Below are 525 nucleotides of genomic sequence, written 5' to 3'. Positions count from 1 at the left end.
AAAACCCTGAAGGGGCCTATAGCTCAGCTGGTTAGAGCGCACGCCTGATAAGCGTGAGGTCGGTGGTTCGAGTCCACTTAGGCCCACCATTAAATTTTCAGGTATAGTTATAGTTATATTTAAATAACTAACATATCCCGGGGCCTTAGCTCAGCTGGGAGAGCGCCTGCCTTGCACGCAGGAGGTCAGCGGTTCGATCCCGCTAGGCTCCACCAATAAAGCTTTTAAGCATTGTTTGTTTAAAGAGCTTACTACGATAGATTTTCTTAATATTGTTCATTGAAAACTGGATAAAACGACATTGATAGTAACAAATCAAGAATCAACCAATTCGTAGATAACATGTTATGTACGAATGCAATACCTTTTTACGACTTTCTCGGATACATCGCTGTTGAAGAGAAGTCACCAATGGAATTCATGAAGCATTAAGCGGATTGAACCCAAAAGGTTAAGTTAGAAAGGGCGCATGGCGGATGCCTTGGCACTAGGAGCCTAAGAAGGACGGCACTAACACCGATATGC

Annotated in this window: 2 tRNA genes; both read left to right on the top strand. The window is 43.6% G+C overall.

The features are described from left to right. Window positions 1-12 precede the first annotated feature (12 nt). Window positions 13-89: transfer RNA gene (locus R2B72_RS18450), tRNA-Ile, on the top strand. A 50-nt stretch (window positions 90-139) separates the two neighbouring features. Continuing rightward, window positions 140-215, top strand: a tRNA-Ala gene (locus R2B72_RS18445). The last annotated feature ends 310 nt before the right edge of the window (window positions 216-525 follow it).

It is taken from the genome of Sporosarcina sp. YIM B06819, assembly GCF_033485175.1.
In the GTDB taxonomy this organism is placed as follows: Bacteria; Bacillota; Bacilli; order Bacillales_A; family Planococcaceae; genus Sporosarcina.
The sequence above is the reverse complement of the archived record's forward strand: the minus strand, read 5'-3'. Positions and strand labels throughout refer to the sequence as shown.